This is a genomic window from Moorena sp. SIO2C4 (assembly GCF_010672485.1).
Classification (GTDB): domain Bacteria; phylum Cyanobacteriota; class Cyanobacteriia; order Cyanobacteriales; family Coleofasciculaceae; genus Moorena; species Moorena producens.
Window position 1 is genome coordinate 1 of the sequence record NZ_JAAHGN010000402.1, and the last position, 6,307, is coordinate 6,307.

7 protein-coding genes are annotated in these 6,307 nt (G+C 44.1%); 4 read left to right on the forward strand and 3 right to left on the reverse strand.

Annotation, left to right across the window (positions count from 1 at the left end):
- On the reverse strand, positions 1 to 570 hold a 570-nt coding region (locus tag F6K20_RS20160), incomplete at its 3' end, for a cob(I)yrinic acid a,c-diamide adenosyltransferase (protein ID WP_287295799.1).
- 51 nt (positions 571 to 621) lie between these two features.
- On the opposite strand from F6K20_RS20160, the gene F6K20_RS20165 reads away from it, so the two are divergent.
- From F6K20_RS20165 to F6K20_RS20180, 4 genes are all read left to right on the forward strand, one after another.
- Positions 622 to 1,776 (forward strand): DMT family transporter, encoded by a 1,155-nt coding sequence (locus F6K20_RS20165; protein ID WP_287265833.1) that lies wholly within the window; start codon positions 622 to 624, stop codon positions 1,774 to 1,776.
- A 34-nt stretch (positions 1,777 to 1,810) separates the two neighbouring features.
- The gene (locus F6K20_RS20170) at positions 1,811 to 3,208 is read left to right on the forward strand and encodes an ABC transporter ATP-binding protein (protein WP_044493623.1); all 1,398 of its coding nucleotides are present in this window, start codon (positions 1,811 to 1,813) and stop codon (positions 3,206 to 3,208) included.
- 151 nt (positions 3,209 to 3,359) lie between these two features.
- Positions 3,360 to 3,563 carry a hypothetical protein gene (locus F6K20_RS20175; protein ID WP_287295801.1) on the forward strand — a complete coding sequence of 68 codons (204 nt, stop codon included), beginning with the start codon at positions 3,360 to 3,362 and terminating at the stop codon, positions 3,561 to 3,563.
- A 116-nt stretch (positions 3,564 to 3,679) separates the two neighbouring features.
- Entirely contained in the window at positions 3,680 to 3,865 is a 186-nt protein-coding gene (locus F6K20_RS20180) for a hypothetical protein (protein ID WP_287295802.1), read from the forward strand.
- 18 nt (positions 3,866 to 3,883) lie between these two features.
- On the opposite strand, the gene F6K20_RS20185 is transcribed toward F6K20_RS20180, so the two are convergent.
- Positions 3,884 to 4,060 carry a hypothetical protein gene (locus tag F6K20_RS20185; RefSeq protein ID WP_287295804.1) on the reverse strand — a complete coding sequence of 59 codons (177 nt, stop codon included), beginning with the start codon at positions 4,058 to 4,060 and terminating at the stop codon, positions 3,884 to 3,886.
- Positions 4,061 to 4,096: 36 nt separating this feature from the next.
- Positions 4,097 to 6,307 (reverse strand): NACHT domain-containing protein (locus tag F6K20_RS20190; protein ID WP_287295805.1); only part of this gene is annotated, 2,211 nt, incomplete at its 5' end.

The window sequence follows — 6,307 nt, forward strand, 5'->3', positions numbered from 1 at the left end:
TGAATCAGCCGGTTTTTCGTCTAGTCCAGCCAAAACCTGCTCAATGGTTAGATAGTTGAGTTTCAAGGCTATGTTAATCTCATCCAATAGCACTAGCTTAATGTCAGGGTTACGGATAAACCCTAAGGCGGCATCCCAGGCGGATTGGGCTTTTTCGATGTCTCGCTCTCGATCTTGAGTCTCCCAGGTAAAGCCTTCGCCCATGGCATGGAACTCTAATTGAGGGGGATTGTTATCCGTGGCTACTGTCCAGTGCTCTAAGGCAGCTTTTTCGGCGGGTTCCCAAGCACCCTTAATAAATTGTACAATCACAACTCGGTAGCCATGACCAAGGGTACGCAAGACCATGCCTAAGCCAGCGGTGGTCTTACCTTTGCCATTGCCGGTATTAACCACAATCAGCCCTTTTTGTTTGGAGGCTTTAGCTAGGCGTTGTTCCTGTATCTCTTTGCGTCGCTGCATTTTTTGTTGATATTGCGTCCGCGTTAGCCCAGTGCCAGAGGAATCAGGAGTGTTTACCGATTCTACACCTTGGTTGGAATCACTGGCAGACTTGATTGTGGTATTCATGGGTTTATGATCAATTCATTTTGAGCGACTCTTTAGCATACAGCATCAAAGATGCTTATTGCTTATATTGCTATCTCTGCCAACACCAAAAAACTTATGGTATCCCCAAAACAGAGGAGTGCTGCTGATCAAGCTATCCCACACCAGCTGACGCGATCGCATAAAAGTCGTGTGAAAATCCCAAATAAAATCTCCATTGGGGTGCTTTTGGCCTTACTGTCTTGCCTAATTTTGTCGTTTCAGAATATAATCATATATGTAATCTTTAATCAATCTTGGCTCTTTGGTCTACAGAATGTTCAAGTCGGAGGCCTTGCGGCTCCTGGTTTTGGCAACTCCCTACTGGTTCTGTGGCTAAAGATGCTGGTGGTAGTACCGCTAATGGCATTTGTGGCTAGGTTACTCTACCCATCGGTATGGCGAGATATTAGGCATTGTGCTCACTCGGGAGACTTGCCTTTATTTAGCCAGATCGTGGCGAGTAGCTTCTTTTTATTTTTATCCCAAGTGCTATTATACCTATCATTAGGTCTTATTCAACCAGGGGTAGCAATCACGATTTTTTTTATATATCCGATTGTGACGGTAATCTTGACAGGATTGCTGTTTGGTAATCGTACACATCTATTTCCCTGGGATCTATTTAGCCCACATCTAGTTCGTGGTCTAGTCATGGTTGGTGTTGTGGGTGGAGCGTTGCTTATTTCCCTACCTAGTCTTGCAGCTAAGCAGCCCTCTTCTGAATTGGGAGTTCTAGCTGCAGCTGGTGCGGGTTTGACCTTCGCTGTTTACATTATCTTGACCCAAGTCAGTGCTAGAAAGCTCAACCCTATTCCTTATAGCTTTATTAATTTTACATTAATTTTGGTATTTTCTAGCCTGAGCTTATCATTTCCCCTAGATCAATCCTGGCGTTTTTTTGTTGAACCCACCCACAGAATGGCTGTATACCTAAGCTGTCTGGGGTTGGGGGTGATAACGTTAGTGAGCTATCTGGTGCAAAACCTTGCCATCAGGCTCATTGGTGGGCGTCCAGCTTCGATTATCGGGTCAACAGCACCAGTGTTAACTACCGTCTTAGCCGTGGGGATTATTCAACAAGGTTTACGGTTACAGGAAATTATCGGATTGTTTCTGGTAACGTTAGGGGTGGTAACCCTAAGTATGGAAAAATTGCGGCATCAGAGTTGGAAACGATCACAGTAAAGAAAAAATTAAGCGTAATTGGATATTGACCAACGTGGCACAGGTTATTCTGGAAAACGTTTATAAAAGTGTTCCCGCCCGGAAAGGGGATACTGTTGTTGCACCAGTAACAACGGAACCTAAGGTGACAAACAACGAAGAGTCACCAAGCCTTGAAGCAGAAAAGTCTGGACAGACACCTAAAACCCTTAATATCTTGCGGCGCATAAATCTGGAAGTCAACGATGGCGAGTTTATGGTGCTGGTTGGTCCTTCAGGCTGTGGCAAAAGTACTCTATTGCGGATTATTGCTGGACTAGAGGAATTGACTGCGGGCAAAATCTGGGTGGGGAACAGACAAGTTAATGACTTACCACCCAAAGAACGAGACATCGCCATGGTGTTTCAAAATTATGCCCTCTATCCCCATCTGAGTGTCTATGAAAACATTGCGTTTGGACTCAGACGAACTGGCTATGGGCAATTCAACACGGCAGAAGACTCTAATGGGAACTCTAATAGTGTGCATTGGGGAAAGAATATGCCACCGCAAATCAAGCAAGGGCTTGTGGCTACAGGCATGTTGAATGGGGAAGTTCGCTCGAATCTGGAAAATGTGTTAACCACAATGACGCGATCGCTTCCTCGGGAACTGCGATACCTCTCCGAACGAGAGAAAAAGATTGATCAGCAGGTTCGCAAAGTAGCTAAGTTGCTACAAGTAGAACACTTGCTGAATCGATTGCCAAAGCAGCTGTCTGGGGGACAAAAACAACGGATTGCTCTGGGACGGGCAATTTCCCGTAATCCCCAGGTGTTTTTAATGGATGAACCCCTATCTAATTTGGATGCTAAACTCCGGGCAGAGACTCGCAGCCAAATTGTGAAACTACAGCGGCAGTTGGGTACAACTACGATCTACGTCACCCACGACCAAACGGAAGCCATGACTATGGGGGATCGGATCGCGGTTATGAAAGACGGTCGCATCCAACAGATTGCTGCTCCTCTAGAAATATATAATCAACCTGCTAACCGGTTTGTGGCGGAATTCATTGGTTCACCACCGATGAATTTTATCCCGGTTCAGGTGAAAGCCCCTCGGGTAGTGTGTAATTCTGATTTCCGCCTGACTCTTCCAGAAGTTTGGGAACCGATACTGCACCAGTATGATGGTCAATCCTTAACCTTAGGAGTTCGTCCTGAACATATGAGTATCAGTGCTCCTGCTCCCAAAAACTTGATGGTGACCGTTGATCTAGTGGAAGCCTTAGGTAACGAGACTTATCTATCCGTGAGTATCCCTGAAGACTCTAGCCCTCTTCAGGTCAGAGTGCCACCAGATAAAATTGTCAGAATAGGTGACGAAATTTGGCTGTCCATAGACCCAGAGAAGATTCATTTATTTAACCCCCATGATGGGATGGCGATTACTAAGTCCTCTATTAGCTAAGCGATCAGCTATCAGCTATCAGTAATCAGCGGTCAGTAATCAGCTGGCTCACCGCTGATTGCTTACTTTTCGGCGGGTGTTGCGTCAGTCAAAGAATGAATAGGAGTAGAGCGGGCATCCTGCCCGCGCCAACAGTACTCGAACGGGCAAGATGCCCATTCTACCAACATCGGTGTCTGGGAATGTAACGGGCAAGATGCCCATTCCACCAACATCGGTGTCTGGGAATGTAACGGGCAAGATGCCCATTCCACTAACATCCCTGTTCCATGGCAAGGAGAATTCTTCCCGACTCCCGATTCCCGATTCCCTCAAAATTTTTTTACAAAACTTTTCAAAATATGCTATAATATAATATTTTTTGTGCTACAATAAAATTGCCCACTTTAAAATTAACGGCAAGAGCCAGCCTACGGATATTCCTCAGGCCAAGGCTGGCTCTGGCTCCCACTTAAAGGAGATACACTCATTATGTACTATGGTCTAAGCCTATACCCATGGGTACTGGTGAGGCTATTGCCACCCATGCCACCAGTGGTTTTCGCTCGGTTTGACAACCTTTGTGATGCCAAAAGCTATGTGCAGGCTCTGAAGCGGCTCATGCCTGATGCTAAGTTCCTAATTTTTTTGGATATCAGTCTGCCAATGGATCAATAAGAATAGGGAGTTAAGGAATCAATAGGAGTAGAGTGGGCATCCTGCCCGCTCGAAAATATATTGAAACTGGCAAGATGCCAGTTCTACGCAAGATGCCCGTTCTAGGCAAGATGCCAGTTCTAGGCAAGATGCCCGTTCTACGCAAGATGCCAGTTCCACGCAAGATGCCCGTTCTACGCAAGATGCCGGTTCCACAAAACTTTTAAAATCATTCCATTATTCACCCCCACACTAGGTTGTGGCAAAGTGCTCCCGCAGCAAATCGTGGATGAATCGATAGCGTCCACCCACTTGCTTGATCAGGCGGCGTTCTGTGGCATAGCTCAGGAAATCAGCGTAATTCCAGGGGATTGAACCACTGCGCCAGAGAATGAGGCGGAGGACGAAGTGCTGAATGACGGGTTTGCCAGGAACTAAAAAGCAAAAGAACATTGCCATCCCAGAAGCACCAATTAACGGTCTGATTGGTTCAACATTCTCTGCCGGAACTAGATTAAGTGATACAGACAGCAAGAAAGTTCCAGCAAAAATAATTAAACTAAGAATAACGGTATTTTTAGCAGATTCTTTAATACCCTGATTGGGTTTTTTTCTGTTTTTTATTTCTTCTCCAGTCAGCTCAAAACTCAGCCCATCAAACAGCACTACCATCATAAAAAGTGACAGCCCAATAATCAGCCCAACAATCAGCCCAACAATCAGCCCAGCAATCAGCAAAGCAATCAGCCATTTAATCAGCCCAGTTATTCCATTAATCACCCCTATATTCAGCCATTCATTTATTGCCAAAACAAGCCCAATAATCTGCCCAATAAACTGCCCAAAAATCAGACATTCAATCATTAGCTTCTGTTTTCCTTCTTTCCATGAAAATTTTATAGTTTCAAAAAGATTTATATTCTTCATGTCATCAGGATCATTAATTACCCCAGATTTTAGCGTAATATGCACAAATTCTATCACAAAAAGCAACCAAAAAAACAGCCCAAGAATAAGGCACACAATCAGATTAATAATCAGATTAATAATCATATTACCGTCACCAATCAGCCCATAGATCAGCCCATTGATCAGCCCAATTCCCAGCGATAAAATCAGCAATGTAATCAGCTTATACAACCACTTTTTTATGGGAGTATTCAACATATCGGGCTGCATCTTTTCAATCAAAAACTCGGTTTGTTGTCGCTCCTTCAATTGTTTAGCAAGCCAGCCTAACCAGCGCCTTGTTTCCTCTTCCGAATAACCTCGACGGTCATGGTTTTCCTCTAGTTTACGGTCAATGTAAGCCTCAAATAACTTTTGACGGCATTCGTTCTGATAGTCTTCCTTTGCTTGAGCATCCTTAAAATATTTCTTTACTGGCTTCAACAAATCTCTATCCCGATAAGCAACGGGAATTAAATGTAATAATAAGGGCATTCTTGCTAACTCTAGCAACCCATCTGAATCTTGCTGAATTCCTTGCCAGAGGCGACCCTTGAACCCGTTTAAATAATTTTCTATCTGCTGATCCGTCAAAGGTTGCAAACAGACTTCTCCGCGCATATCCAGAATTTGCTTATCGGCTTCGTACTCTTCTTTACGACAGCAAACCACAATTTGAGGAACGTGTTTGACAAACTGATTTAATTGCTGAACACATAACTTCTGTCGCTCTAAACCCAACTCATCCAAACCATCCAGAAGAGGTAACAACTGACCGGTGGTAATCCACTCTTGAGTAATGGCTTCGGGGAGATTATAACGAAACTTTAAATAAGCTGCTAACCATTCAGCAATGGGCTGGTTGTTATCTTTCCAATCAGAAAGTTCAGCTATAATTGGAATAGGTTGGTCTGGCTGCTGCTGAGCACGTGTAATTAAATCCTTGGCCAAATCCAACAGCATGGTGGTTTTTCCAGAACCAGGCGCACCAAGAATCAACAGTTTCCCGTCAATATGGTTTTGGTTAAATACCTCAATAAGCCTTTGACCTGGTTCAGACTCCGTAGTTCCTCCCGATAAAAATACTGCCCCGTACTTGATAACATCTTTCCACAATGAAGGAGAATTCCTAGGAATGGTAATTTTATCTCGACGACCCACTTGCTCCCTTTGGTCTTCCATTACCAACTTAATCAAGAGGTCATTGCGCAGGGAGTAAAAAAGGTAATTGTGAACGTCTGCTGCCATTTCTCGTAGCAAGTCTTTGCGCCATCGCTGTAACTTTTCCTGTGAAATTTTTCTAGATATTGTAGTTTTTAGCAAATACCCAATTGTAGGTAGGGCAAATAAGTAACCAATACCTAAAATCCAGTAGACTTGTTGGAACCACTCGCTATTCTGTTGTGCGGATGGTTTAAAAACTAAATGTCCTCCTGCAAGAACTAAGACTCCATAAATTGTGCATAGAGCAATTACTATTATTCTCCGAAGGCGAGTATTTTGCTGGTCAAAGCA